This window comes from Acidimicrobiia bacterium, from assembly GCA_040881685.1.
GTDB lineage: Bacteria > Actinomycetota > Acidimicrobiia > IMCC26256 > PALSA-555 > SHVJ01.
In genome coordinates, this window is sequence record JBBECS010000045.1 from 25,348 (window position 1) to 48,876 (window position 23,529).

At 67.6% G+C, this 23,529-nt stretch carries 24 protein-coding genes and 1 pseudogene; 10 read left to right on the forward strand and 15 right to left on the reverse strand.

Annotation, left to right across the window (positions count from 1 at the left end):
* Window positions 1-27 precede the first annotated feature (27 nt).
* Both WEE69_11740 and WEE69_11745 read left to right on the forward strand, forming a co-directional pair.
* Complete coding sequence (locus WEE69_11740; GenBank protein ID MEX1145965.1) at window positions 28-756, forward strand: endonuclease/exonuclease/phosphatase family protein; 729 nt, start codon at window positions 28-30, stop codon at window positions 754-756.
* Between the two features lie 30 nt (window positions 757-786).
* Complete coding sequence (locus tag WEE69_11745) at window positions 787-1,599, forward strand: hypothetical protein (GenBank protein MEX1145966.1); 813 nt, start codon at window positions 787-789, stop codon at window positions 1,597-1,599.
* 3 nt (window positions 1,600-1,602) lie between these two features.
* Here WEE69_11745 and WEE69_11750 read toward each other — a convergent pair whose 3' ends face one another.
* The 4 genes from WEE69_11750 to WEE69_11765 are packed head-to-tail and all read right to left on the reverse strand — an operon-like array spanning window position 1,603 to window position 4,403.
* Window positions 1,603-1,854 carry a hypothetical protein gene (locus WEE69_11750; protein ID MEX1145967.1) on the reverse strand — a complete coding sequence of 84 codons (252 nt, stop codon included), beginning with the start codon at window positions 1,852-1,854 and terminating at the stop codon, window positions 1,603-1,605.
* Window positions 1,851-2,918, reverse strand: a complete 1,068-nt coding sequence (locus tag WEE69_11755; GenBank protein ID MEX1145968.1) for a hypothetical protein — start codon at window positions 2,916-2,918, stop codon at window positions 1,851-1,853. Before WEE69_11755 ends, WEE69_11750 begins: the two co-directional genes overlap by 4 nt.
* A complete protein-coding gene (locus WEE69_11760) occupies window positions 2,915-3,478 on the reverse strand; it encodes a hypothetical protein (GenBank protein MEX1145969.1) in 564 nt (187 codons plus the stop codon). The genes WEE69_11755 and WEE69_11760 overlap by 4 nt, the downstream gene beginning before the upstream one ends.
* Before the next feature lies 1 nt (window position 3,479).
* Window positions 3,480-4,403, reverse strand: a complete 924-nt coding sequence (locus WEE69_11765) for a helix-turn-helix domain-containing protein (protein MEX1145970.1) — start codon at window positions 4,401-4,403, stop codon at window positions 3,480-3,482.
* Window positions 4,404-4,482: 79 nt separating this feature from the next.
* Between WEE69_11765 and WEE69_11770 the strand changes: the two genes are divergently transcribed.
* From WEE69_11770 to WEE69_11780, 3 genes are read left to right on the forward strand one after another with little or no spacing between them, the layout of a single operon-like run.
* On the forward strand, window positions 4,483-5,556 hold the full coding sequence (locus tag WEE69_11770; protein ID MEX1145971.1) for a hypothetical protein: 1,074 nt from the start codon (window positions 4,483-4,485) through the stop codon (window positions 5,554-5,556).
* A gap of 1 nt (window position 5,557) precedes the next feature.
* Entirely contained in the window at window positions 5,558-6,094 is a 537-nt protein-coding gene (locus tag WEE69_11775; GenBank protein ID MEX1145972.1) for a hypothetical protein, read from the forward strand.
* A 31-nt stretch (window positions 6,095-6,125) separates the two neighbouring features.
* Entirely contained in the window at window positions 6,126-6,575 is a 450-nt protein-coding gene (locus tag WEE69_11780; protein ID MEX1145973.1) for a DUF6328 family protein, read from the forward strand.
* A 55-nt stretch (window positions 6,576-6,630) separates the two neighbouring features.
* On the opposite strand, the pseudogene WEE69_11785 reads toward WEE69_11780, so the two are convergent.
* The 3 genes and pseudogenes from WEE69_11785 to WEE69_11795 all read right to left on the reverse strand — a co-directional run bounded on the left by WEE69_11785 (window position 6,631) and on the right by WEE69_11795 (window position 8,773).
* A pseudogene (locus WEE69_11785) lies at window positions 6,631-7,376 on the reverse strand (metalloregulator ArsR/SmtB family transcription factor).
* Window positions 7,377-7,403: 27 nt separating this feature from the next.
* On the reverse strand, window positions 7,404-8,171 hold the full coding sequence (locus WEE69_11790; GenBank protein MEX1145974.1) for a class I SAM-dependent methyltransferase: 768 nt from the start codon (window positions 8,169-8,171) through the stop codon (window positions 7,404-7,406).
* A gap of 35 nt (window positions 8,172-8,206) precedes the next feature.
* Entirely contained in the window at window positions 8,207-8,773 is a 567-nt protein-coding gene (locus WEE69_11795; protein MEX1145975.1) for a DUF2231 domain-containing protein, read from the reverse strand.
* A gap of 132 nt (window positions 8,774-8,905) precedes the next feature.
* Between WEE69_11795 and WEE69_11800 the strand changes: the two genes are divergently transcribed.
* Together WEE69_11800 and dinB are read left to right on the forward strand one after the other, a co-directional pair.
* The gene (locus WEE69_11800; GenBank protein MEX1145976.1) at window positions 8,906-9,277 is read left to right on the forward strand and encodes an ATP-binding protein; all 372 of its coding nucleotides are present in this window, start codon (window positions 8,906-8,908) and stop codon (window positions 9,275-9,277) included.
* Window positions 9,278-9,313: 36 nt separating this feature from the next.
* Window positions 9,314-10,594 (forward strand): DNA polymerase IV, encoded by a 1,281-nt coding sequence (gene dinB, locus WEE69_11805; GenBank protein ID MEX1145977.1) that lies wholly within the window; start codon window positions 9,314-9,316, stop codon window positions 10,592-10,594.
* Here the strand turns inward: dinB and WEE69_11810 are convergent.
* From WEE69_11810 to add, 4 genes are all read right to left on the reverse strand, one after another.
* A complete protein-coding gene (locus WEE69_11810) occupies window positions 10,536-11,396 on the reverse strand; it encodes an ABC transporter permease (GenBank protein MEX1145978.1) in 861 nt (286 codons plus the stop codon). The genes dinB and WEE69_11810 overlap by 59 nt on opposite strands.
* Window positions 11,377-12,318, reverse strand: coding sequence for an ABC transporter permease (locus WEE69_11815; protein MEX1145979.1), 942 nt, complete (start codon window positions 12,316-12,318; stop codon window positions 11,377-11,379). The genes WEE69_11810 and WEE69_11815 overlap by 20 nt, the downstream gene beginning before the upstream one ends.
* 37 nt (window positions 12,319-12,355) lie before the next feature.
* Window positions 12,356-13,975: an ABC transporter substrate-binding protein gene (locus tag WEE69_11820; GenBank protein ID MEX1145980.1), complete on the reverse strand. Its 1,620-nt coding sequence runs from the start codon at window positions 13,973-13,975 to the stop codon at window positions 12,356-12,358.
* A 77-nt stretch (window positions 13,976-14,052) separates the two neighbouring features.
* Complete coding sequence (gene add / locus WEE69_11825; GenBank protein ID MEX1145981.1) at window positions 14,053-15,081, reverse strand: adenosine deaminase; 1,029 nt, start codon at window positions 15,079-15,081, stop codon at window positions 14,053-14,055.
* A gap of 83 nt (window positions 15,082-15,164) precedes the next feature.
* Here add and WEE69_11830 point away from each other — a divergent pair, with 83 nt between their 5' ends.
* Window positions 15,165-16,220, forward strand: coding sequence for a zinc-binding dehydrogenase (locus WEE69_11830; protein ID MEX1145982.1), 1,056 nt, complete (start codon window positions 15,165-15,167; stop codon window positions 16,218-16,220).
* A gap of 7 nt (window positions 16,221-16,227) precedes the next feature.
* On the opposite strand, the gene WEE69_11835 is transcribed toward WEE69_11830, so the two are convergent.
* The 4 genes from WEE69_11835 to WEE69_11850 all read right to left on the reverse strand — a co-directional run bounded on the left by WEE69_11835 (window position 16,228) and on the right by WEE69_11850 (window position 18,475).
* The gene (locus tag WEE69_11835) at window positions 16,228-16,773 is read right to left on the reverse strand and encodes a hypothetical protein (GenBank protein ID MEX1145983.1); all 546 of its coding nucleotides are present in this window, start codon (window positions 16,771-16,773) and stop codon (window positions 16,228-16,230) included.
* Between the two features lie 85 nt (window positions 16,774-16,858).
* Complete coding sequence (locus WEE69_11840; protein ID MEX1145984.1) at window positions 16,859-17,350, reverse strand: SRPBCC domain-containing protein; 492 nt, start codon at window positions 17,348-17,350, stop codon at window positions 16,859-16,861.
* Window positions 17,347-17,700 carry a metalloregulator ArsR/SmtB family transcription factor gene (locus WEE69_11845; GenBank protein ID MEX1145985.1) on the reverse strand — a complete coding sequence of 118 codons (354 nt, stop codon included), beginning with the start codon at window positions 17,698-17,700 and terminating at the stop codon, window positions 17,347-17,349. Before WEE69_11845 ends, WEE69_11840 begins: the two co-directional genes overlap by 4 nt.
* Window positions 17,701-17,818: 118 nt before the next feature.
* Window positions 17,819-18,475, reverse strand: coding sequence for a class I SAM-dependent methyltransferase (locus WEE69_11850; GenBank protein MEX1145986.1), 657 nt, complete (start codon window positions 18,473-18,475; stop codon window positions 17,819-17,821).
* 238 nt (window positions 18,476-18,713) lie between these two features.
* Here WEE69_11850 and WEE69_11855 point away from each other — a divergent pair, with 238 nt between their 5' ends.
* Together WEE69_11855 and WEE69_11860 are read left to right on the forward strand one after the other, a co-directional pair.
* Window positions 18,714-19,376 (forward strand): GDSL-type esterase/lipase family protein, encoded by a 663-nt coding sequence (locus tag WEE69_11855; protein MEX1145987.1) that lies wholly within the window; start codon window positions 18,714-18,716, stop codon window positions 19,374-19,376.
* Between the two features lie 180 nt (window positions 19,377-19,556).
* Entirely contained in the window at window positions 19,557-23,435 is a 3,879-nt protein-coding gene (locus WEE69_11860) for a glycosyltransferase (GenBank protein ID MEX1145988.1), read from the forward strand.
* Window positions 23,436-23,529: the final 94 nt, after the last annotated feature.

The following is a 23,529-nucleotide window of genomic DNA, read 5'->3' on the forward strand; positions in this document are numbered from 1 at the left end:
GAGCGCGCGCATGCTAGGGAGGACTCTGTGCGCATCGCCAGCTTCAACATCCGCGGCGCGCGGCTGACCCCTCGAGCCGGTCTACCCCCTCTCGTGGACGCGTGCGTGGCGCTCGATGCCGACATCCTCGGACTCGAGGAAGTCCACCGCCACAAACGACGCTCGGGCTTTGCGGATCAGGCCGCGTTCGTCGCCCGCGGGTTGGGCTGTGACCACATCTTCGGGCCGACCCGTCGGCGCGTGATCCGAGGTCAATACGGCAATGCGTTGATCACACGCGGCCTCATCAAGGAGTCCGAGGTTCGCTTGCTTCCGGGCACCGGGACGCAGCAGCCGCGCGCGGCGATCTTGGCGGTGGTCGAGGTGCAAGGCACCGCGGTCTCCGTCGGCGTCACGCACCTTCAGCACCACCCGAAGCGACTGCGCCACCTGCCCAACGAAGCACCCGACCAGCTGCGGGCCGTGCTCGCTTGGCTCAAGGAGCTCCCGACGCCGCGGGTGCTCATCGGCGACCTCAACCTGCAACCGAAGCGGGCCGTGCCGATGATCACCGATGCCGGCTTCGAGGTTGCCATCACCGGCCCCGCGTATCCCGCCGAGCAACCCACCGTGCAGCTCGACTACATCGCCGTCGACGGCTTCGTGATCGAGTCGGCATCCGTCCTGCCGATGGCGGATGTCAGTGACCACCGCCCGATCGTCGCCGACGTGCGATTGCCAAAAAAGCGATCGAGCGCTTCTCCTCGAATACGCTGAGCGGGTCCGACGGCTTCTGAGGTAGTGAGAATGAACGAGACCATCGCGTTGCTCGGCGTCGTCATCGCCATCGCCGCGGCCGCCCGATCCACCTGGTCGCCGTGCGGACAGTCGATGTTGTCGCAGATCACCCCGATCGCCGAAGCCGGTCGACGCCAGCGATTTGGCCGAACGGCGTGTTGGTTCATCGGCGGAGCTGTCGTCGGCGGCTTGACACTCGGCGGTCTGGTTGCGGGCTTCGCCGCCGTCGTCGCGGCCACGGACCTCGGGCAATCCACCGCCCTCGGCATCGTCGCGGCGTGTGCGTTCGCGGGCGCCGCAGTGGACGCACGAATCCTCGGTTTCGGACCCCCGTTCTTCCGGCGCCAGGTGAACGAGTACTGGCTGTCGACGTACCGCGCGTGGTTGTACGGCAGCGGGTTCGGCTGGCAGATCGGAGTCGGCTTCGCGACCTACATCATGACGGCGGCGGTCCCGCTGATCATCGTGCTCGCGGCGCTGAGCGCCAGCCCGTGGGCTGCCCTCGGGATCGGCGCGGTGTTCGGACTGGCCCGCGGCCTCGCGGTGCTGCTCGGTGCGCCCGTGCGCACGCTCCCCGCGCTCCACTCGTTCCACCGTCGCTTCGACGCCGCGGGCGAGCCGGTGCGCCAAGTCGTGATCGCAGTGCAGCTCGCAGTTGCGATCGGCACGGTCTGGGCGGTGGCACCTGCTGCAGTGGCGACGGTGGTGACGGTCGGTGCCGTCGCGATCTTCGCCTGGGCGCGCTATCGGACGTCCGGCGCCGACGCGCCGATGGTCGAACGCGCTGACGTGGACACCACCCAACGCCAGGCGGTGGCCTGAGCCTCAGGCCCGGCGGGGGTCGCGCAGCACCAGCTCGAACTCTCCCTGCACTCGGCGAGCCACCGCGTCGTTGATCATCTGCTCGAGCATCTCGGGCGGCATCACGCAGTCCTCGCACTCGACGCCGGACATGTCGAGCGCGACCTCGATGCGGGCGGTCTTGGGGTCGGCGCCGACCATCTGGAGATCGGCACCGTCCAAACGCAGCAGCGCGCCCATCTCCTCGACCGCAGCCTCGACGTCGTCGACCTTCACGCGGATGTCCCGGTGACCACGGCCGCGCTCTGCATCTGACTCTCACCGAAGCTCGGGAGCGCGATCGTGTGCAAGCTTCCGAGACCTCCGCACACGATCGGCACGATCTGATCGGGTCGGCGCACCAAGTGCACGCGACCCTGATCGTCCACGCGCTCCTTGGCCCGCAGGATCTTCTGGTTGCCCTCGGGCCAGAGCTCGATCGGCTGCCACGCGTGCTCCCAGAGGAACTCCTGAACCGACTCCATCGCTGGGAACGGGACCGCGAACCGGTCAGCCCAGATCGGGTTGAACGCGACGATCACTTCCCCGTTCACCCCCGTCCCGCCGAGGAACATGTTGCTCAATGGGTAGGCGAGGCTCTTGGCGATCAGGTACAGCAGGTCGCGGGGATCGTCGTTGTTGATGTCGGCCATCGGGAAGGTTCCCTTGCCCCCGTGGGCGGTCACGACGTTCTGGTCAGCGCGGAACCCTCGCCGGCGCGCGAGCGACGGCCACGGCGAACGCTCCTCCCACTCGCCGAAGCACATCCCGAACCGAGCGGGCTGCCCGAACACGCACCGCGAGGTCTCTCCCGCGCGCTGCCCGCCGATATTGCGCAGACACAACGCCAGCGACCGACCGATGGTCATCGAACCCCGACCACCAGCGCCGCCCATGCATCCGGCGCGGTAGTCGATCTGAAGGTCGTCACGCGCGGGACCGTTCACGATCAGCATCGGGAACACGCTGGACGTCGTCGTCGTGAGCCCGAACGCGTTCCACTCCGGCGTGAGGATCGCTTCCAACGCCGCGAGCACGTGGGGGAAGGCGGCTGGCTCGCACCCGGCCATCGCCGCGTTCACCGCCGCGAGCTCCACGGTGGCGAGCCCGTATTGCGGCGGGAGCGCGCCGATCACATGGTCGGCCTCGTAGGGCGTGGCCGCGAGCAATGCGAGCACCCGATCGTCGGTGGCCGCGAGGAGCGGCACGCCATCCCCCCAGCGGCCCTCGAGCGACAGCTCGTAGAGGGCCGCTCCATCGGCCGCGACCTCGACTTGCTCGCTCGTGAGCACCTGCGTCATGCCTGCACCCCCAAGAGGTCGAGCGCTTGCGGGTAGTACTCCTCGGCGATCTGGAGCAGCTCGTCCTCCGGCAGTGCCTCGAGCGGGTACGGCAGCACGAGCACCTTCAGGTTGGAGTGCCCGATGAACCGCGCCATGTTGCGCGCGTGGGTCTCGAACTCCGAGCACACAACGACCAGCGACGGCTTCTCGTGGTCCTCGAGGGTGACCGCGTCGTACACGCTGAACGATGTGCACGATCCACACGTCCCCAGACCGACGATGCCGAAGTCGACCTGCTCCGACCACTCGTTCACGGTCACGCGGTCGTCGTGACCTTCCTTGCCGACCTGCGCACCGGTCTCGATCTCCAGCGTCGTCGCGCCGGCGGCGTGGATCTTCTCGGCCCACTTGCTGGCGATGAGCTTCCAGGACCGCCAGGCAAGGTCGGTCCGCAAGCCAACGACCTTGCCCGCGATCGGCGCATCCAACGTGAACGCCGGTGCACCTTCGGTGTCGGGCGGGCGGGTCGTCGGCAGCCGGATCGCGATCGTTGACTGGCTGGTGTCGGTGCTGGTCATCTCAACTCCCCACGGGTTCAGGTTCAAGGACGGAGTGCGACATGTTCGGAATACGGCCGCCGATCGCATCGGTCATCCGATCGGCCGCGCCAACGAGCGCGTGCGAGAGCCGTTCGACGGCCGAGGCGGCGAGCGCTGGCTCTGCGACATGGAGCCCCACCGCAAAAGCGACCTTGGCGTGGTGGTCGAACACCGCTGCGGTGATCGTGTTGACCGACAGCGGTTCGTCGGTGTGCAGATCGTCGCTCGTGTAGTCGAGTCGATCGATGGCGCTAAGCAGCTCGACCGTGCGGGCGCGCACGTGATCGGGCACCCCGTCGGAGGCGAGCTCGCCCAGCAGCTCGCGCAGTCGGGCTGACGCGGGCGTGTATGGCGCAACCGCGCACCGTGTGCGGCGATGGTCTTCGACCACCTCACGGAGCCGAGCAGCGGCGAACACACGGCTTGGCGCGTGGCGGATCCACTGCTCGATGTCGTGCACGCTCGACCACGCCACATGAATCGCACCGAACGGCGGCACGAACGGCACGCGCGTGCCCGGACGGATCGGATCCTCGGCCGCGGCCGCGCCGGCTACGGCAACCACGGTGATCGCATCGTCCACGACCTTCGCAACATGGCATCGCAAGCCCGTCTCGGTCGCGAGCGCGTCGAGCTCGGCGCGGGCGAGTCGGATCTCGGGGAACGAGCGCGCGGCCGCGTCGCCGAGACCGAGCAGCGCCGGTCCGAGGGAGTACGTCTTCGACGACGGGTCGCGCACCACGTACCCCGCATCGGTCAGCGTGGCGAGGATGGCGTGGCACGTGGCCTGGCTCACGTCGGCGGCCTGCGCGAGCTCGGCGTAGCGCAGACCCTCGTGGGCGTGGAGACGCAGCGCTTCGAGCACGCGCAGCACGCGCGCCGTGGGCGCCGAGCTTTGGGCCATCTCCATCCCTCCGGGATTCGGGCGGGCCTGGTGGACCCTGGACCCCGCGATATCGAGATACTAGAGTGATCTTCTCGATATGTCGATAACATTCGGAACCGGCGCCGGCACCCGCAGTCCTGAGCCCGAGCTGCTCGAGCTGCCCGAGGCCTCACCCGACGCGCTGCTCGAGCTCTACGAGGCGCGCGGCTGGGGCGATGGCCTTCCGCTCGTTCCCCCCACTCCCGAGCGGGTCGAGGCGATGCTCGCCCAGACCACCGGCGATCCTGACGAGGTTCTCGGGGTGCTCCCCCCGAGGTTCGGACAGGCGACGCGGCGACTGGTCGCGATCAACGCGGTGCTCGCCGGCTGCCGGCCCGACGTGATGCCCGTGCTCGTCACCGCGGTGCGCGCGCTTGCCCGTCCGGAGCTCAACCTGCGAGGCGTGAACGCGACCACCCACCCGGTGGCGCCGCTGCTGATCGTGCACGGCGAGGCGGTCGACCGTTGCCGGTTCAATGCCGGCATCGGCGTGTTCGGTCCGGGCACTCGCGCGAACGCCACCGTCGGACGCGCCGTGCGTCTCGTCCTCCTGCACGTGGCTGGCGCACGACCCGGTGACGGCGACGCCGCCCAGCACGGCCAACCATCGAAGTTCTCGTACTGCATCGCCGAGAACCTGCCGGCGAGCCCGTGGGAGGCGTACCCGCGCGCTCGCGGTGTCGACACGGAGTCTGCGATCACGATCCATTGCGGCGAGAACCCACACAACGTGCACGACATGGAGAGTGGCACGCCGGGCCCCATCCTGGACAAGTGCGCGACTGCGATGACCTCGTTCGGTCAGAACAACGCGCCGATCGCCCACGGCGAGTACTTCGTGCTGCTGGGCCCCGAGCACGCCGCGACGATTGCCGCCGCAGGCTGGAGCCGAAAGGACGTCGCGCTGTACCTCTACCAACGCGCTCGTCGTCCGGCAGGCGAGTTCCGCGCCCATTTCGAGAGCCGCGCGTGGATGCCCTGGATGGAGTCGGTGCCCGACCACGACCTCTTGCCGATGACGGGTCATCCCGACAACATCCGGGTCGTGGTCACGGGTGGTCCGGGCAAGCACAGCTGCATCGTGCCGAGTTGGGGCATGACCACCTCGGTCACCTTGCCGGTGGAGGGCTGAGGTGCCCGCCGTCTACGCGCCCGACGGGGCGGTTGGCCCGGCACCCGTCTCGCTCGCGACTTCACCCAACGTCTTGACCGGCATCCGTATCGGAGTGCTCGACAACGGGAAGCCGAACGCAGGGCTGCTGCTCACCCGTGTGGGCGAGCAGCTCGCCGCGCGCACGGGCGCCACGCTCTCGCTCGTGACCGACAAGGGACCGGGCGGCAACGCGGCAACGCCATGCACCGAGGCCGTGATGGAACGGCTCGCCGCGGAGTGCGACGTTGCGCTCACCGGCTCCGCCGACTGCGGGAGCTGCACGTCGTGGAGCGTCCACGACACGATCCAGCTCGAGGACCTGGGTGTCCCAACGGTGGTCGCGACCACGACGGGGTTCGTCGACCTGACCCGCCAGGTGGCGGCTGGCTTCGGTCTGCCCGAGGCGCGGATCGCGGTCTTCCCGCACCCACTCGGCGGCACACCCGACGACACCATCCTGATGTGGGCCGACGCCGCGGTCGACGAGGTGATCGCGCTCCTGACGCACATTGGGTGATCCCGAGTGCGATCCCGGGTAGAACCCCTGCATGAGTCAGAAGGCGCCGAACCGTGAGGAGCAACGCGAGCGGTACCGGGAGCTGCTCGAAGAGCTCCGAACGGTCATGCCCGGGGCTCAGGTCCTCCTCGCGTTCCTCCTCACGGTCCCCTTCGCCACGAAGTTCCACCGCCTCGATGATGTCGGGCGAAACACGTACGCAGGGGTGGTCTTCTGCGCCGCATTGGCGACCATCTTGTTCATGACGCCGGCGGCGTACCACCGAGTGGCCCGCCGCCAGGACCGGGCCGAGCGGTTGGACTTCGCGATTCGCATCGTCATCCTGGGGATGGCGCTCCTCGCTCTCGCGATCGGCGGGGCCATCTTCGTGGTCGTTCGCTTCGTGTTCGACGACACCGCGCTCGGACTGGCCTTCGGCGGGATCGCTTCGCTCACGGCGGCAACGCTCTGGTACGTGCTGCCGTCTCTGCACCGAAACTGAATGGGTCCGGCATCCCCGATCCAAGGGGACGCCGGACCCACCACGAGTGCCTGGTTCAGCTGTACATGAGCGAGCCGGGCGTGGTCAGCAGCTCCCCGGTCTCGAGCCACGTCTTCAAGCCCGAGAGGATCATCGGCCAACCGCCGAAGAGCTGCTCGTTGGCGCCGTCGCGCAACTGGTCGTGGAGGACGATCAATCGACACGAGTCGGCGATCGGCTCGATCTCCCACGTGACCCGTGACGAGCCTTCCGCCTTCACGTCGTCGTCCCACAGCGCGGCCATCGTGTGCACCAGCCGGAGCGGAGGATCGGCTTCGAGCACTTCCCCGTTCCCGAGCAGTCCGCCGGGGCTGGTCATCTCGAAGCGCGACCCGGCTTTCCAGTCCGTCTCGATCCGCGCACCGAAGTTGTACTTGGACCGCTGCTCGGGGTCGGTGATGGCCGCCCAGAGGCGCTCCGGCGTGGTCTTGATGAAGATCTCGAACACCTTTTCCATGGCTACTCCAGTCGTTGCTTGAGGCCGCTGAGCGCTGCGGCCCAAGGCTCCGCGTACTTGCTCACCCACCGGTCGTGGACAAGCCGGATCGGGACCGGGTTCAAGAAGTGGAGCTTCTCGCGCCCCCGCCGCCGAGTGACCACGAGGCCGGCTTCCTCGAGCTGCTTCAGGTGCTTCATCACACCGAAGCGACTCATCTCGAAGCGCGTCACGAGCGCACCCAACGTCTGCCCGTCCTGCCGGAACAGCTCGTCGAGCAGCTCGCGTCGGGTCGGATCGGCAAGGGCCTTGAACACCGCGTCCACACCGCGTGATGATATGTGACTAATAGGTCACATGTCAAGGGAAGCCGCGCGGCGCATCGGGCGAAGCACGAACACCCCCCAACCGAGGTACCGGCGGCCGTAGCGGAGATAGCTCCGCCGCGCGTCGTCCCGGATGGCCCGGACGTCGTCGGCATCCGGGTCGTCGGCGTGCTCGTCGAGCCAGGTCGACACGTTCAGCCACTGGCTCGTGGCATAGCGGTCCCAGGTCTCGGGGGTCGCCAGCACCATCTCGACCAGGTCGAGACCGGCGTCCTCGAAGCGGCCGAGGTTCCCGCTGAGGTCGGTGAACTCGTCGCCGAGGTGCAAGGCCGCCTTGGCCGCGTCGGGTGGCTGATCATTCCAGTACGCCTCGCCGACGAGCAGCCATCCCGTGGCGTGCAGCGGTGCACGCATCAGCTCGAGCGTGCCGCTGAGCCCCCCTCCGATCCAGGTCGCGCCGATGCAGCTGACCACGTCGAACGAGCCGGGTTCGGCTTCGTGGAGCGCCGCGTCGCCCTCGATGAAGTGCACGAGGTGATCGACGCCGAGCTCGACCGCGCGCGCGTTCGCCATCGACGTGTACGGCGGGAACACATCGATGCCGAGACCCGTCGTGCCATGACGATGGGCGTACTGACAGAGCATCTCGCCTTTGCCCGACGCGAGATCCAAGTGGCGCTGCGCGGGCTGCAGCTTGCAGATGTCGCCGAGCAACAACAGCTGCTCGAGCGACAGCGGGTTGAGGATCCGATGGTCGACTTCGGAGATCTGGTGAAACCGGTGAACACTGACCACGACTGTTTCCTAGCCGCGGGCTCCGCGGCAGGCCGTCACTTTTCCTCCCCGGGCAGCACGTCACGTTCGGACTCGTGATACGCCGGGTGGTCCCCCGCGGTCTCCACGTTGAACCCGTAGCCGTAGACGAGCGAACCGCCGATGGTCCCGCCGAGCACCGTGAGCACGGCCGCGACGATCGAGAGCGCAACGACGACGGCCCCACTGTGCGAGTCACCGCCGTATGCCAGGGTGCGCAACCCGATGTTCGTCAAGACCAACACGGTGACGGTGGTCATCGTCACGGCGTGTGCATTCGCCTCGCGCCGCACCTGCGTGCCCGGCTGGGTGGACCGTAGCCAGTCCCAGAAACCGGTGAGCGCGGTCAACAGCGAAACCGACGCGCCCGCGATCAAGACGAACGTGGCAGCGCGGAAGAAGTCGCGCGCCCACTCCTCGTCTTGTGCCACCTGGGAGATCACGTCGAGCCCCGCAACGATCATGTAGGCACCCACCGGGATGTCGGTGAGCGGTGGATGCAGCGGCTTGCCGGCCCAGCCGCGCAAGCCCTTGAACGTGCGCCCCCGGAACGTGACCGCCGGTCGAAATGACAATCTCCTCATGCCGCGACCTCTCTTCGAGCGCTGTCATGGCCTGTCGTACCCATCTCGGCGCTCACACTCAACTCGCTCCTCTGTGTCTGGCGCCAGAGCACAGGGGGTTGGACTGCCCCATCTTGGGGTACCTCTCCCACGATGAGACGAGCCCAGCAGCGCTACGAGGCATCAACCGCGGCCGCCCAGAAGGCCCGGCGGTTCGTCAACCGGGTGTTGACGCACTGGGACCGTGGCGACGTCCGGGAGGACGCCAACCTGCTCACCTCGGAGATCGTCGCCGACGCGGTACGTCAACAGTCGAGCCAGGTGACACTGCTGATCGAGCAAGCCGACGGCGTCGTCCGCGTCGAGGTGAGCGACGATCCGGGCCTCATCATGGATCCCAAGGCCGCCGCGTTCGAGCGCCGCACGGGTCGCCGGCTCGTGCACGCACTCGCGCGCCGATGGGGCTCCGATACCGATCTCTACCGCACGACGACCTGGTTCGAGCTCCCCCGCCGCCGCGACTAGGAGCGTCGCCGGTGCGGTCCCGCGGTGTGCGAACATGTGTTCGTGTCCGATGGGGCGACGATCCTGCACGCCGACCTCGACTCGTTCTACGCGTCGGTCGAGCAACGTGACGATCCCCGCCTGAGGGGCCGGCCGGTCCTCGTCGGCTCTGGCGTCGTGCTCGCGGCGAGCTACGAGGCGAAGGCGTGCGGCGTGCGCACGCCGATGAACTGCCGCCAGGCACTCCGACTCTGCCCGCACGCGGTCGTGGTTGATCCGCGGATGTGGGTGTATGCCGACGCGAGCCGGGCAGTGTTCGATGTCTTCGAGCACACCACGCCGCTCGTCGAAGGGCTCTCGATCGACGAAGCGTTCCTCGACGTCGGAGGGCTGCGGCGTGTCTCCGGCACCCCTGTGGAGATCGCGCAACAGCTGCGGCGCGACGTGCTGGAGGAGGTCGGGCTGCCGATCACAGTGGGAGTCGCGCGCACGAAGTTCCTCGCGAAGGTCGCGAGCGGTGTTGCCAAGCCCGACGGTCTTCTCGTCGTCTCCCCCGACGCTGAGCTGGCGTTCCTCCACCCGCTTCCAGTCGAGCGACTCTGGGGGGTCGGGCCCATCACCGCACAGAAGCTACGAGACCGCGCCATCACGACGGTCGGCGAGGTTGCGCAGCTCTCCGAGGACGCCCTGGTCGCGTGGCTCGGCCGGGCGTCGGGTCGGCAAATGTACGCACTCGCGCACAACCGCGATCCCCGGCCCGTGCAGGTGGGTCGCCGCCGCAAGTCGATCGGAGCGCAACGCGCGCTCGGCCGATCATTCAAGGCCCCCGGCGCCGTCGACGCCGCGGTCGTCGAGCTCGTTGATCGGGTGACCCAGCGCATGCGGGCGGCCGACCGGGTGGGTCGCACCATCACCCTTCGCCTCCGATTCGACGACTTCACACGCGCCACGCGATCACACACGCTCGATCGGGCGACGGCCCACACGGTGACGATTCTCGAGGCCGTGCGGGGTCTGCTGGCGGCTGCTCAGCCGATGATCGACGAGCAAGGGCTGACGCTCGTGGGCATCGCGGTCGGCAATCTTGACGACGACGCCGTGCAGCTCCCGCTTCCGTTCGATCGTCAAAGTGGAAATGCATTCGACACGACGCTCGACGAGGTGCGCCATCGCTTCGGCGCGTCGGCCATCACGCGCGCGGTACAGCTCGGCCGGGAGCAGGGCATCTCGGTCCCGGTGCTGCCGGACGAAGCCTCCGGCCGGATTCGCGGCGTCGCACCTACGACGCGCCGAACACCTCCCGCACCTGGAAGTGTGCGCGGAGCCGATCCCCGATGAAGTTGATCGCGAAGATCGTGAGCAACAGCGCCGTGATCGGCACGAACGCCATGAGCGGCGTGTCGCGCAGGGTCGTGCCCGACGAGGCGGTCGAGATCAGCTTGCCCCAGGTGATCGTGTCGCCCCCCACGCTCAACCCGAGGTATGCGAGTCCGCCTTCAGCGACGATGGCCAACGCGGCGCCGAGCAGCGCGAGACCGGTCAGCGCCGTGATCACGTTCGGCAGGATCTCGCGCCAGAGGGTACGGGCTTCGGTTGCGCCGAGACCCTTGGCCGCGATCACGAACTCCCGGTTGGCGAACGCAATCGTGTTGGCACGTGCCAGCCGTCCGATCGGGGCGATCGCGAGGACACCGATGACAAGCAGCACCCACTGAAGCTCCTTGCCGAGGAAGGTCAACAGCAGGACGGCGAGCACGACGGCCGGGAACGCGAGCTCGACGTCATAGACGGCCGAGGCGATGCGATCGAACCACCCGCGGCGGTAGCCCGCGACGATACCGGTGAGGCCGCCGACGAGGAGGCCGAGCGTGATCGACGCGAAGCCGACGAGCAACGAGACGCGCGACCCCCAGATCGTTCGCGAGAGCAGATCCCGACCTGCGTCGTCCGTGCCGAGAAGGTTGTGCCCGGAGAACAGCCCTTGGCTCAGATCCCCGTTGAAGACCTCGTTTGGGTCGGCAAGCGGCAGGATCGGCGCCAACACCGCGAGCGCGACGATCAACACCACCCACCCGACTGCGATCCAGAACGGAACGCCCAGCCGTCGCCGAGCGGCCCGGTCAGCGGGAGCGCGCGCCACGGACTCGCGGGTCGAGCACGGCATAGAGCGCATCGACGAGGAAGTTCACCAGGACGTAGATCAGGGCAAGGACCACGACGATCGACTGCACGACGACGTAATCGTGTTGGAGCACCGACCGAACGATCTGGAAGCCGAGGCCCGGGAGCGAGAAGATCGTCTCCGCGACGAGCGCACCCCCGAGCAGCGCGCCAACCTGGATCGCGAGCACGGTGACCAGCGAGAAGGACGATGGTCGCAACGCATGGCGCACGAGGATGCGCCACGTCGACAGGCCCTTGCTCCGGGCGAACACGATGAACTCTTCCTGGAGCGTGCGGATCATGTCGTTGCGCAGCACCCGCATGTACACCGCTCCGAGTGGCAACGCGATGCTGAAGGCGGGAAGGAACATGGAGTAGAGACGATCGAGAAACGAACCGTCGAGATATCGGGCCGGGAAGATGTCGTTCTTGACCGAGAGGAAGTACAGCAGGATCACCCCGAGCGCGAACGGTGGCATGGCGATGGCCCCGAAGGAGACGGCGGTCGACGCCCGATCGAAGAGCCGATCGGCGCGATACGCACTCATGACTGCAATCGGTATCGCGAGCACCAAGGCAAGAATCTGCGCGTAGGCCATCAACATCAGCGACACGGGGATTCGTTCGCCGATCACGGCGCTGACCGATTCGCCAGTGTTGTAGGACCGCCCGAAGTCGCCCTGGATCGCATCGCCGAGCCACGAGGCGTACCTGCTCGGGATCGACCCTTCGAGGTGCAGGTCCTCGCGCGCCTGCTCCCGCACTTCCTTGTCGGCGTACGCGGGCCCCAGGTTCGCCTTGAGCGGATCGCCCAACAAGTTCATCGAGAGGAAGGTCAGGAACGTGACCGCGAACATGACCGCGACGAGATGCCCGGCCCGCCGGATCAGGTAGCGCATCGTCGCTCGCCTTCGCCCTCGGCTGCGCGCGAGGCGTTCAGCCCTTCAGCGAGATCTGCCAGAGGGAGTGGATTCCGTTGCCGAGCACGCTCTTTCCCTTGCCATCTGCCTGCTTCGTGAACACGGGGTTCTTCACGTTGTCACTGGCCGCGACCTGCCAGATCGTATGGCTCAGGAAGATGTACACGTAGTTTTCGTTCAGCAACGCGCTGATCCTCTGCCAGCTCTCGGCTTGGAGGTCGGGATCGTCGGACGCCCGCTGCTCGAGGCCGAGCTCTTGGATCTCGTCGTTGCAGTAGCGCGACCACGTGATCGACAGCGAACCGGGCCCGCCCGCGTTCCTGCAGTCGATCCACGTGAAGTCACCGTCTGGGTCCTCGGCCCCGAACTGGCGCCACGCCACCACCTGGTAGTCACCGGTTGCCACGTGAAGGACGTAGTCGTCCTGGAGCTCCTGCGCGCGGTCGACGACGAATGCCGACTTCCAGCCGTCGATGAGCACGTCAGCCGTCAGCTCGAGCACGGCGCTCGGTCCCGTGTATTTGAACGTGAACTTGATCTTGTCGCCCTCACACTGGTCCGGGCTTTCGGCGCAGTACTCCTCCGCGACTCTTTTGGCGGCAGCCGGCTTGTCGGCCTCCTGCTTGACCTTCGGGTTCGCAGACGGCAGCGATGGGTGGAACATGCTGTCGGCCGGCTCGGCAATCCCCTTGCCGATGATCTGGAGGTAGTTCTCCCTCGGCGTGGCGAGCGCCAGCGCCTTCCGGGCACGCACGTCGTCGAACGGTGGCTGCTGGGTGTTGATGAGCGCGAACCCGTCTTCGGCCGTTCCCTGCTCGATCGTCTGAACGTCCTCGGCGCGGAGGAGCTTGATCGTGCCGAAGTCGCTCGTGTGCATCATGTCGAGCTCGTCCGCGAGGAGCTGGTCGGCGCGTCGCGCCGGATCGGTCTGGATCACGAACTCGATCCCATCGAGCTTGACCTCGCCGCGCCAGTAGTCGTCGTTGCGCACGAACGTGGTCGTCGAGTCCTGGGTGCGGCTCTCGAAGACGAATGGTCCAGTCCCAACCGGCTCCTGGTTGAGGTCGGGGTTCTCCTCCGCAGCCGCGATGTACGTGGGGGACGCGATGTAGCCGATCTGCGCGACGAAGTACTGCGCGATGTGCGCATTGGGGCCTGCCATGTGGAGGCGCGCGGTGAGGTCGTCGACGATCTCAACGGGGTTGTCAGGATCGAAGAAGTCGTTGATGGCGAGGCCGATGAGGGGGTCGGCGAGCTCAGCCTCGAGGTTGGCCTTGATCGCCTCGGAGGTCAGCGGAGTGCCGTCGTGGAACTTGATGTTCGGGCGGAGCTTGATGTCCCACGCGGTGAAGTCGGCGTTCGGTGTGGCCGACTCGGCCAACCACGGGTGGAACTTCCGGTCGGTCCCGAGCCGGAACAGAGGGTCGTACACCGCGTTGGCCATCACGAAGCCGGGGGCCACGAAGCGGTTGGCCGTGGGGTTCAGCCCGTCGGCTTCGGCTTCGAGGCCGTAGCGCAGCGTGCCCCCGCCTCCCGAGCTCCCGGCGCCCACGGGACTCGCGGCACCGACCATGGTTGCCCCCGAGACCAGGACCGCGAACGTCACTGCGAGCGCGAGCTGACGGCGTTGACGCATCGGTTCCCCCTCGTACCCGAAAGATCGCGGCACCGAACCGCGGGAAAACCTACCCCGCTGCCGCCTCGCCGGGATCGTCAGGCGTACGCCGGTTCGAGCTCCGTGGCGAGTGCGTCGAACTCGGCTGCCCACGCCCGGCGCCATTCGCGCTTGGTGGGCTCGTCGGTCCAGGTTCCGTCGATCGCGTTCATGAGGAACTGCTTGAAGTCGGCGGGGGTGAAACCCATGTGGTCGGCTGCGACGATGTAGTCGGTCGTGGGATCCGTCTTGAACATCGGGGGGTCGTCACAGTCGATCATGATCTTGAGGCCCCGGCGTGCCATCTCGCGTATCGGATGCTTGCTGTAGTCGGGTCCGAAGTACACCCATGCCGTCGAAACCGGCGTGCAGGTGAACACGACACCCTCGTCGCGGCAACGGCCAAGGATCGCGTCGTCCTCGATCACGTGGTATCCGTGGTCGATGCGCTCACAGCCCAGGAGGTCGAGGCACGTTTCGATGTTGCGCGGCGGAGCATCCTCGGACGAGTGGGCGGTGACGTGCAGTCCGGCACGACTCGCCATCCGATACGCCTTCCAGAAGCGTTCGGGTGGGAAGTCCGCCTCGGCGTAGTCCATCCCGATCCCGATGACCTCGTCGCGTGGGTGCTCGAGCATGGTCTCGACCATCGAGACCGCGAGCTCCGGGCTCTCCATCCGGTTCACTGCCGCGATCAACCGACACTCGATGCCATGGTCGGTACGAGCGTCGTTGATGCCGTCGATCAAGCCGTCGACGCACGTGTCGTAGCTGGGCCCGGCCGCCATGTGCGTCGTGGGGTTGAAGAACATCTCGCGGTAACGGACGTTGTGCTCCGCGGCCTCGGTCAGCGTCTCGTAGGCGATGCGCCGGAAGTCGGCGCGCTCCTGTGCAGCGAGCGCGCTGTTGTCGTACATGTGCAGGAACTTGTAGATGTCGGGATAGTCGTAGAGGTCCTCCGGCTCGTCGAACTCCGGCAGCGGGACACCATGCTTGGCCGCCAGCTCGACGACGGTGCGGGCCTGGATCGACCCCATGAGGTGTACATGGAGGCTCACCTTCGGTATCGCGCGCAGGAAGGCGTGCATCTCCACCGTGGCTCCGTTCCGTCGTCCCGTCCGCTCCGGCCTGCATTCTGCAACGCCGCGCCACGGCGCGCCATGATCTAGCCGTGCCCGACAGCGATGGAATGCGTGCCTGGCGCGTGCACCGCTACGGACAGCCGCTCGAGGTGCTGCAGCTGGACCAGACGGCGCTCCCGGACCCAGGGCCGGACGAGGTGCGGGTGCGCGTCCAGGGCATCCCGTTGAACCTCAACGATCTCGAGCGCATCACTGGCGGCAACATGATGGCGCGACCCGAGTTTCCCTACAGCCCGGGCATGGAGGTCATGGGCGTGGTCGATGCCTGCGGCACGGGTGCCGAGGTGTGGGCGGGCAAGCGGGTCGTTGCCACCACCAAAGGCGCATTCGGTGGCTTCGCCGAGTTCGCCGCATGCCCCACGGCCGCGACGTTCGACATGCCCGATGACATCCCACTCCCGGGCGCCGCGGCGCTGTACTTCCCCTTTCATCTCGCCTGGTTGGGACTGTTCGACCGCGCCGAGCTCGCCGCCGGCGAGAGCGTGCTCATCCACGCGGCTGCCGGAGGTTCGGGTTCCGCCGCGATCCAGCTCGCGCGCAACGCGGGGGCGCGGGTTTTCGCTACGGCGGGCACCGACGAGAAGGTGCAGCTGTGTCGCGAGCTCGGCGCCGACATCGCCATCAACTACACGACCGAAGACTTCGCGGAGGTGGTCCTCGCCGAGACCGGCAACGCGGGCGTCAGCGTCATCTTCGACAACGTCGGCGAAGCGGTTGTGGAGAAGTCCATGCACTGTCTCGGGTACAACGGTCGGTACTTGATGATGGGATTCGCCTCCAACAAGGTCGTGGCCGACGAGAAGTTCGTGGTCCCGCGCCGCGTCGCCCTCGGCAACTTCAAGTTGTGTGGCGTGCTCCTCAACTACCAGAGTGCCGCCATCGTGCCGACGATCAAGCAGGCCATGGGCTGGAACGTCGCACCGCGCGAGCTGGGTGAGCGCATCAGCGGCCAGATCGTCGACCTCGTGCGCAGTAAGGCCGTACGACCAGTGGTCGGCCAGACCGTGCCGTTCGACCAGCTGCCAGCTGCGATGGAGGCGATGGCCGATCGGGCGACGACCGGCCGCACAATCGTCATGGTGTGAGGACGGATTAGAGGTTCGCGACCGCGACCTTGCCCAAGGCGGTCATCACGTCAACGCCTTTGAGCTGGAGCGTGGCATCGGGCCCGAACGCCACGAGCCGCAAGAACACGAGCGTCTTGCCCTGCCGGAACTTGAACATGTCGCCGAACACGGTTGCGTACTTCGCCCGGTTGCCGACACCCTTGACGATGGCGCCGTTGTTTCGAAATCGCTTGAGGTCGAGCTTGGCGGCCTTCACCGTCTCTGTCTGCGACACCTCGATGCTGAAGACGGTGGTCGGCGAGAGCTGGGTGTACTCGCAGAAGGCACTGCCTTCAGCTGGTCCTCTGATCGTTCCACCGCCATGGTCACTCCATTCCCTCTTGATTTCCTCCGGGAAGGCGATGCCTAGTGTGGCCTGGAGGTCCGGCTCGGTCACGAGTGTGCAGGCATCGATGGTGACCGGGACTTGTGCGTGTGCCGGTGCACCGAGCGCGCCGAAGCCGAGCCCGCCGGCCACGAGCGTGACTACGAGGAGATGGCGAAGCGAATTCTTGCGTGCCGTACGCAACATGGCGTCCTCTCGACCAAGTCAGGAGAAACGTCGAACCTGCTGCGGGATCCCGGCCCAAGCGAGGCGTGTCTACCGAGCGAAACCGTCACCCTACTCGCAACAGCTCGTCGATCTGTCCGATCGCCAACGTCATGCCTTCCTCCATCCCCATCGAGATGATCTGCTCCATGGCATCGGGCGAGGGGAAGGTGGTCTCGACGGCCATGCTCGTGCCGCCGTCGGGCTGCTCGCTCAGCTCGACGCGGATGGTCATGACCGGCATGTCCGCGTTCGGGTGGCCCGCGTCGTCGGCGAACCCATCCTCGAACTCGAGACGGTGCGGAGCATCGACCGCGAGCACGCGCCACCAGCCGCGTGCCTTGTCGCCTGCGGGACCGGTCATGAAGTAGTTGATGCTCCCGCCAGGAGATAGGTCGTGATCAACGACGGTCGCCGGGTACGTGGGTGGGCCCCACCACCGCTCGAGTTGACGCGGGTCCTCCCAGAGCTGCCACACGCGCTCGATCGGCGCATCGAACTCCGAAGTGATCGTCATGGTCATCGCCTTGGGGTCCTTGTGAACATTCGTGACCGTCATTGAGCAACTCCCTCGCTTCGGTCGTCGGCGAGAACCTCGCCGAATCGGTCGATGCGGCTTCGCCACATCGCTTCGAACTGTTCGAGCAGGCCGTGCGCGCGGCGCACGGTGTGGACGTTGCCGCGAACGAGCTGTTCGCGCCCGTGCCTTCGCTTGGTCACGAGGTCGGCGCCTTCCAGCACGGCGACGTGCTTCTGGACCGCGGCGAAGCTCATCGGGTAGCTGCGCGCGAGCGCGGAGACGGAATGCTCGCCCTGCAGGGTGCGCATGACGATGTCTCGTCGGGTGGCATCCGCGAGCGCATGAAACAGCCGATCTGCCTTCGCCCGAGGGCGCGTATCTACAACCATATGGTTGTAGATTATCCTCGCTTGCTCTGAGTTGCAAGCCTCACTCGCTGGTACCCACCCGGTGCTGGGCGGCAGTCAGCAGAACGCCTAGGCGCTCAAGGACTCGAGCGTGAGGGCATCACGTCTTCCTTGCCAGGAGCACCTTGGCGGGGCGGCCCGCCAGCTCGGTCTTGGCGGCTTTCTGCACATCGAAACCATGCGCCGCCAGCTTCTCGCCCACCACCGCCGGATCGATCTCGGGGAACGCCAGATGTTGCTTGTGTCGCCGAGCGTCAACGCGGTCGTGGTCCACGTGAGCCGGGTCGTCGAAGTCCTCGTCGACGAGGAGCACGCGCCCGCCGCGGCGCAGCACCCGCTCAAGCTCAGCAACCGCGGCGTCGAGGTCGCTCCAGTGGTGCATCGTATTGACAGCCCAGGCTGCATCGACACTCGCGTCGGGCAGCGGGAGGTGCTCGGCCGCGCCGTCGAGGACTTCGATCCGGTTCCGGGAGCGCTGCGCGAGCCGCCGGGCCGCGAGCACCCGCCTCAAGAACGGCGTCGGCTCGACCGCGATCACGTGGGCACCCGCCTTCGCTGCGACGACGGCGCCGGCTCCCATCCCCGCGCCCACGTCGAGGACCCACTCACTCGCGCGGACGTCGAGCAGACCGATCACGGCACGGTTGATCGGCGATGTCCACATCCTTCGGGAGAGGCGCACGTAACGGACGACGGCGCGCCATCCCCGGTCGTGGTGGTGCCCATGAACACTCGAGTGCTCGACATGCTCACTCATCCGCGCATCCTTGCTCAGGCGTCGACCGTCCACCGGAGATTGGGGCGGCAGCTTGCAGGCCGACTCCTGGCACTCCTGCTGGTGCCCCAGTTGACCCAGTGGTCGCGAGACGTGTTCGCGTGAACCGTACCTGGCGATCGACACCACGCCGACGAAGCGACCTGTTGCTCGACATGCGCGTCTACCCAACCTGATCGAGCACGAGAGGCTCAGGGTGAAGCCGTAGAGTCTCGAACCCGTGGCGTCAAAGAGACGTGGGATTCTCTCCTGGCTCGCTGGTGCATTCCCTGCCACGCGGCAGCGCAGAAGGCGGATCGTCGACTACGCCCGCGCGTGGGAAGCAGCGAACGAACGCGTCGGCACCGAGACCGGGCCCTTGTGGGTGGTCCTTGGCGACTCCACCGCACAGGCCATCGGTGCTGACAGCTACGACCACGGATACGTCGGGCAGGTACTGGACGCCCTCCGCCGCCACGATGGGCGCGTCTGGCGCGCGGTGAACTTGTCGCAGAGCGGGGCGTTGGCCATCGACGTGGTGGAGGAGCAGCTTCCTGGCCTCGATCAGATCGGTGCTCCAGACCTCGTGTCGTGCGCGGTCGGGAGCAACGACCTCCTCCGGCGCACGACGACCTTCGAAGCAGCGCTGGCAGAGATCGCGCGGGCCTTGCCCGTGGGAGCTCTGTTGGCCAACCTTCCCCGCGGGCTTCGGGAACGGCGCGCGCAACAAGTCAACGGCTACATCGAGCGCGTCGCCCGTGAACACCGCCTCCGGCTCGTCGACCTCTGGTCGACCACTGGCCCACCGTGGGGCGACAAGTTCTCGGCCGACCGGTTTCATCCCAACGAAGTCGGCTATCGAGATTGGACAACGGCATTCTGCGCCGCGCTGGGGATCAAGTAGCGGTGCGTTTGCCGGCTCGGTAGATGGCGAAAGTGGCGAGTGGATGGACAAAGTTCAGACGTCGTATCAATGAACAGATCGAATCCCGCACGAGGGCACGACTCCCCCTGTCGCCGCCACGGTGACAGGGTTCGCTGCGTAGCATGGAGGCCGCTTCCGACGCCTCGAGGTGCCTACGTCGTGCCCGCGCTCCCTCTCGTCCTCTGCATCGACGTCGAGCCGGATCGTCGCGTCACCGAGCGTGGTGACCGGCAGCGGCCGCGTGGGGCCGACCTCCTCCTCCCACTCGTGCCGCGACTCCGTGACCACCTGGCCGCGCTCTCGGGTGGCGACGCGCACCTGACCTGGTGCCTGCGGATGGATCCGCAAATCCGCGACACGTACGGATCGGCCGACTGGCTCGCAACGGCGTACGAGCGCGAGCTCGAGGCGCAGCAGCGGGCGGGCGACGAGCTCGGGCTTCACCCCCACAGCTGGCGGTGGCGCGACGGCGACTGGGTGTCCGACCAAGCTGATGAGTCATGGGTCGCGCACTGCGTGGACGTCGGCCTCGAGACGTTCCGATCGACCTTCGGCCGTGACACTCAGGTGTACCGCCACGGCGACGGGTACATGTCGAATGCGATCGCGCGCCAGATCGAGCATGCCGGTGTCCGGGTGGACCACACACTCGAGCCGGGAAAAGTCGCGCGGCCCGGCATCACGGCAAGCGAAGCCTCCACCGGCATGCTGCCCGACACCCGCGCGGTGCCGCACCATGCGTATCGGCCGTCGCATGCTGACTTCCGCGTGGCCGACACTGGGAAGCAGTCGGGGACGCTGTTCCTACCGCTGACCGCCGGGATGATCGTGAAGACCGGACATCGCGGCGGACGCTTGGTGCCGACCGGCAGCTACGAGATACTCGAGCTCTGGAGCGACCCGACCCGGTTCGCGCGCATGCTGCGGGTGACGCTGCGCGATCCTGAGCTCACGCACCTGGCGTTCGGCCTGCGCACCGACATCGGGTTGCTGCCGTCGGCCTTCGCCAACGTGGAGCGCAACGTCGAGGCGATCAGCCGCCAGCTCGATGGCAACGAGCACCAATGGTGCACGGCAGCGGCCGCGGCCGTGCACATCGAGTCCGCGGGCGTGGCGCCGGCTCCGCTGCGTGCCGAGCCAGACCGAGCACGCGCCACGCTCTGGCTCGAGGGCACGGCCGATGCCGGATACCGAGCGGGTGCGGAAGCCGAAGCGCTCGAGACGCTGATGGATGACGGGGGGGCCCTTGGCGAGCGCCTGCGCTCGCTGGGCGCGGACGCGCCGAGCGACGCGCTCGCGGCACCGAGGCCCGGCGCCGCCCTCCACGGAGAGCCCGTAAAGCACGAACGACCCGCCGTGCGATGGGTCGACGAACCCGGGGCGGTGTCGTGTCCGCTGTGCGGCCATGCGGGGCGAGCCCGGCGGATGGCGATGGCGCGCTGGGGTCACGAGGAGATCGGCGTGGTGCGGTGCCCGGCATGCCGCGCGGTGGTGCCCGAGCGGGTCGGCGCGATGGTCGACATGCCGGACGAGATGATCGACGGCCACCTGGAGTTCACGGCCGGTGTCGACGCGGTGCTCGTCACCATGAGTCGCGTCGAGCCGCGCCGAGACCTGCACTTCCTCGACGTCGGCTGCGGTTACGGCTTCGCCCTCGATCTCGCGCGCTTCGCTTGGGGATGGCGTGGCGTGGGCGTCGACCCCTCCAACTGGGCGCTACGCGGTCAACGCGAGCTCGGCGTGGACATCCGCGCCGGGCAGTTCGACGCGTCGCTCGACGTCGGCGACGAGCCGTTCGATGTCGCGATCGCGTCGGAGGCCCTCGAGCACATCCATCAGCCGTTGGCCATGCTCGAAACCATCCGACTCCGCCTCGCGGACGACGGCGTGCTCGTGCTGTCGACACCGAACGCCGACTTCATCCGTCCCGGCAACTCGCTCCGCGACGTCGCCGCCGCGCTCGGCAGCGGCGGTCACGTGTTCCTCGCATCGGCTGATGGTCTCAAGCAGGTCCTGCGCCGCGCCGGCTTCGGAGCCGTGATCGTCGATGAGGACGTGCAGACGCTTCGGGCCATTGCCTCGCCGACGCAGGCCGGCCTTGACGCGTGCCGCGACGCGCCGAAGCCACTAGACCTCGGCCTCCTCGCGCGCTATTGCGACGAGCGCGCGTCGTCGGCGGCACCCGACTCCGCGCTGCGTCTGGGCATGGCCGCGCGGAACGTGCAATACGCGCTGCACGCCAACGACCTTGCCGCGGCCGAATCCGGGTACCCACGCTTGCGCCAGGCGTTGCTCGACCGGCACGGGATCGACGTCGAGACGCCCTCAGAGACGATCGAGCGCGCAGTGGACGGCGCCCTTCCTGCCGTCGCCGCCAGTGCGCACTTCAGCACCGGGTTCCTCGACCTGGTCGCGCGCGGTCAGCCGGCGCGTGCGGCGGAGCAGTTCGCCGCCGCGGCGGTGGCCGCTGGTTCAGCGTCGGCGGGGCGCGATCCCGGGATCGTCTGGCTCCAGCTCCGCGCCATCGGTCATGAAGCGCTCGCCCATGCTCGGATCACGCCGGAACGCGTTCCCGACGCGCTCGTCCGGCTCCGGAACGCGAGCCGCGATCTGATCGGAGCCGAAGCGCGCGAGGTGGACGAGCTCTGCGCACAGGCGTTCCGCGAGCTCGTCGTTGGCGAGCAGTTCGACGCGGCCGACGCGGCTCGGATGCTCGTGAGCCTGCCCGACGCCTGGATCCATGAGGAGTCGGCTGATGGCCGCACCGCGCTCGACACCGTGTACTCGCTGGGGATGCTCGCCCTGCAGCGCGAGCGGGCCGCGGAAGCCGCGGCGTACTTCGGGCTGTGCGCACGCCTCGCCGCTGACTTCGATGCCGACGCCGACCGCGACCTCGCCACGCGTGCGAGGGCCCACGAGATCATGGCGCTCGAGATGCTCCGGCACGTCCCGGTCGCGGAAGCGGATCCGCTCGTCCCACGCCAGGCGTCGGTCGCCACGTCGACGGTTCGGCCGCCGACGCGTGCCGCGAGAGCAGGCATGAAGCTCGGCGTGAGCGTGGTCATCCCGCTCTTCAACGGAAAGGGGTTCCTCCGCGAGGCGGTCGAGAGCGTCGTGGCCCAGACCGTGACGCCCGACGAACTCGTCGTCGTCGACGACGGCTCCTCCGACGACGGCCACGAATCGATCGACGACATCGACGCGCCGTTCCCCATCCGCGTCATACGGCAGATCCATGGCGGGCAGTCGGTGGCGCGCAACCGCGGGGTGGCGGCGACGAGCGGTGAGCTCGTCGCTTTCCTCGACCAGGACGACACGTGGCACCCCGAGCATCTCGCCCGGCTGACCGCGCCGCTCATCGATGACCCCATGGTCGGCTGGGTCTACAGCGACTTCGACGAGATCGACGCCGAGGGCCGGACCGTGATCCGTTCGTTCCTGGCCGAGCACGGAGTCGCGCACCCCCGCACCACCCTCGCCGGATGCATTGCCGAGGACCTCATGGTGATCCCGTCGGCGAGCGTCGTGCGCCGTTCCATGTTCGAGACCATCGGCGGCTTCGATGTGCTGCTCCAGGGCTTCGAGGACGACGACCTCTACGTTCGTGCCTTCCGCGCCGGATGGCGGCTGGAGTTCCTTGCACGATCGCTCACGCGGTTCCGCGTGCACGCGACGAGCTCGTCCGCCCAGAGCCGATTCAACGAGAGCCGTCGCTACTTCAGCCAGAAGCTGTGCACGACCGTCGCGGACGACCGCCGTCTCAACCGCTACTACTCGCGAGACGTCATCGCGCCGCGCTTCCTGCGTGCCGCCCTCAACGACTATGTGCGAGCGGTCTCAGAAAAGGATTGGACCAATGCCAAGCGCATTGCTGACGACATGAGGTACTTCGCGAGCTTCCATCGTGATCGCGGGTCCCTGCGCTGGAGGCTGCTGTTGCTCCGCGGCCCGCGCATGGCACGGCGGCTTCTCCGGCTGAACGCGCTTGTACCCATCCGGTCTCGCCGCATGCGCGACCCGGTGCTCCGCCTCCGCTAAGTGGTATGTCAAGTCTCGTGACGAGAGTGCGATCGCTTACCTTGGCAAGGAGGCGAAACCCGTCTCGTTTGCGTCCCACCGCGGGCTCGACGCG

Excerpts from the sequence above, each read along its gene's own strand:
- WEE69_11835 (MEX1145983.1), bottom strand. The coding sequence starts at position 16,773 with ATGTTGCGTACGGCACGCAAGAATTCGCTTCGCCATCTCCTCGTAGTC.
- add (MEX1145981.1), bottom strand. The coding sequence starts at position 15,081 with ATGCACGCCTTCCTGCGCGCGATACCGAAGGTGAGCCTCCATGTACAC.
- WEE69_11780 (MEX1145973.1), top strand. The coding sequence starts at position 6,126 with ATGAGTCAGAAGGCGCCGAACCGTGAGGAGCAACGCGAGCGGTACCGG.
- WEE69_11765 (MEX1145970.1), bottom strand. The coding sequence starts at position 4,403 with ATGGCCCAAAGCTCGGCGCCCACGGCGCGCGTGCTGCGCGTGCTCGAA.
- WEE69_11850 (MEX1145986.1), bottom strand. The coding sequence starts at position 18,475 with ATGAGTGAGCATGTCGAGCACTCGAGTGTTCATGGGCACCACCACGAC.
- WEE69_11815 (MEX1145979.1), bottom strand. The coding sequence starts at position 12,318 with ATGCGCTACCTGATCCGGCGGGCCGGGCATCTCGTCGCGGTCATGTTC.
- WEE69_11840 (MEX1145984.1), bottom strand. The coding sequence starts at position 17,350 with ATGACGGTCACGAATGTTCACAAGGACCCCAAGGCGATGACCATGACG.
- WEE69_11845 (MEX1145985.1), bottom strand. The coding sequence starts at position 17,700 with ATGGTTGTAGATACGCGCCCTCGGGCGAAGGCAGATCGGCTGTTTCAT.
- WEE69_11760 (MEX1145969.1), bottom strand. The coding sequence starts at position 3,478 with ATGACCAGCACCGACACCAGCCAGTCAACGATCGCGATCCGGCTGCCG.
- WEE69_11800 (MEX1145976.1), top strand. The coding sequence starts at position 8,906 with ATGAGACGAGCCCAGCAGCGCTACGAGGCATCAACCGCGGCCGCCCAG.
- WEE69_11770 (MEX1145971.1), top strand. The coding sequence starts at position 4,483 with ATGTCGATAACATTCGGAACCGGCGCCGGCACCCGCAGTCCTGAGCCC.
- WEE69_11795 (MEX1145975.1), bottom strand. The coding sequence starts at position 8,773 with ATGAGGAGATTGTCATTTCGACCGGCGGTCACGTTCCGGGGGCGCACG.
- WEE69_11755 (MEX1145968.1), bottom strand. The coding sequence starts at position 2,918 with ATGACGCAGGTGCTCACGAGCGAGCAAGTCGAGGTCGCGGCCGATGGA.
- WEE69_11745 (MEX1145966.1), top strand. The coding sequence starts at position 787 with ATGAACGAGACCATCGCGTTGCTCGGCGTCGTCATCGCCATCGCCGCG.
- WEE69_11820 (MEX1145980.1), bottom strand. The coding sequence starts at position 13,975 with ATGCGTCAACGCCGTCAGCTCGCGCTCGCAGTGACGTTCGCGGTCCTG.